Here is a 1,697-nt window from a genome sequence, read left to right as displayed (position 1 = left end):
CCCGGATTTTTCGCGGAATACCGGTGTCGTTGGGTGTTGATACGCGAAAGTGCCTGTCCTACAAGGAATGATTGGATTTGTCTAGGATTCAATCGTTCCAGTGGGAAGGCACCTCGCAGGTGAACAGTATCGCGGTCGGGTCGCGGGTGAAAGTGTCGGCCGACGGCCGGGGTGTCGTGTCGCACGCCGGAATGGGCATGCTGCGTGAACTTGCTGATCTGACGGGTTTGTCGGCGCAGGTCACGGGCGTTTTGGCCGACGCCTACCGCGGCCCGTGGGTGTATGCGCCCGGCGATGTCTTCGCCGACCTGGCGGCCGCGGTCGCTGACGGGGCGGACTGCATCGACGGCGTCGGACAACTCTGCGGTGACCGCGAACACGTCTTCGGGCCGAAGGCCTCGACGACCACGATGTGGCGGCTGGTCGATGAACGCATCGACACCGCTCACCTGCCCGGAATCCACGTAGCCCGAGCGGCCGCGCGGGCGGCGGCCTGGGCCGCCGGCGCCGCCCCGGCACCCGGTGAATGGCTGCACATCGACATCGACGCCACCCTGGTGGCCGATCACTCCGACAACAAAGAGCTGGCGACGCCGACCTGGAAGAAGTCGTTCGGCCTGCATCCACTGCTGGCGTTTCTCGACCGACCCGAGATCGCCGGTGGGGAAGCGCTGGCCGGGCTGCTGCGCACCGGCCGCGCCGGTTCCAACACCGCCGCCGACCACATCACCGTCCTGGGCCAAGCCTTGGCATCGCTGCCACCGGCGTGGCGCCCCGGTCCCGGTCGTGGCGGCGATCCAGACGCGCCGAAGGTGCTGGTGCGCTGCGATTCGGCCGGGGCTACCCACGATTTCGCCGACGCGTGCCGCGCCGCCGGGGTGGGGTTCTCCTTCGGCTACCCGGTGGATTGGCGGGTGCAGGACGCGGTGGACACCCTGGCCCTCGGCCAGGCCTGGTATCCGGCGATCGACACCGACGGCGGTCTCCGCGACGGGGCGTGGGTCGCCGAGGCCACCGGGCTGGTCAACCTGTCCGCGTGGCCGGCCGGCACGAGGTTGATCCTGCGCAGGGAACGCCCGCATCCCGGCGCGCAGTTGCGGTTCACCGACGCTGACGGGATGCGGGTCACCGCGTTCATCACCGACACCGGCCCCGGTGTCATACCCGGACAGGTCGCCGGCCTGGAACTACGGCACCGCCAGCACGCCCGCGTCGAGGACCGCATCCGCGAACTCAAGAACACCGGCCTGCGTAACCTGCCATGCCACGCCTTCTCGGCCAACGCCGCCTGGCAGGAGATCATCCTGGCCGCCGCCGACCTCATCACCTGGACCCGTCTGATCGGATTCACCACCCAACCCGAACTCGGCCGCGTGGAGATCACCACGTTCCGCTACCGGGTCTTGCACGTCGCGGCCCGCATCACCCGCGGAGCCAGGCAAGTCCGGCTGCGTATCGACGCGACCTGGCGCTGGGCGGCGATGATCGCTACCGCCTGGCAGGCCATCCGCACCGCCTTCGGATAGAGCCCTCACCACCCGACCAACCGACACGGAAAGACCCACCGGCCCAAGGAAAGCCCGCCCCACCCCGCGACACGGGACACCCCTCCATGCCAGCACGCGAAAATACCTACCCAGCAACACAATTCAACGACTGAGCGCCCTCAGCATCAATTCGATGCAAAATCGAGGCTA

Annotated in this window: 1 protein-coding gene; it reads left to right on the top strand. The window is 68.1% G+C overall.

Going from position 1 to position 1,697, the window contains the following annotated elements; translation table 11 throughout:
- Positions 1–119: 119 nt before the first annotated feature.
- Positions 120–1,526 carry an IS1380 family transposase gene (locus EET13_RS22790; RefSeq protein WP_122444397.1) on the top strand — a complete coding sequence of 469 codons (1,407 nt, stop codon included), beginning with the start codon at positions 120–122 and terminating at the stop codon, positions 1,524–1,526.
- Positions 1,527–1,697: the final 171 nt, after the last annotated feature.

Source organism: Mycobacterium attenuatum, assembly GCF_900566085.1.
Lineage (GTDB): Bacteria > Actinomycetota > Actinomycetes > Mycobacteriales > Mycobacteriaceae > Mycobacterium > Mycobacterium attenuatum.
This window is presented reverse-complemented; position numbering and strand designations above follow the sequence as displayed.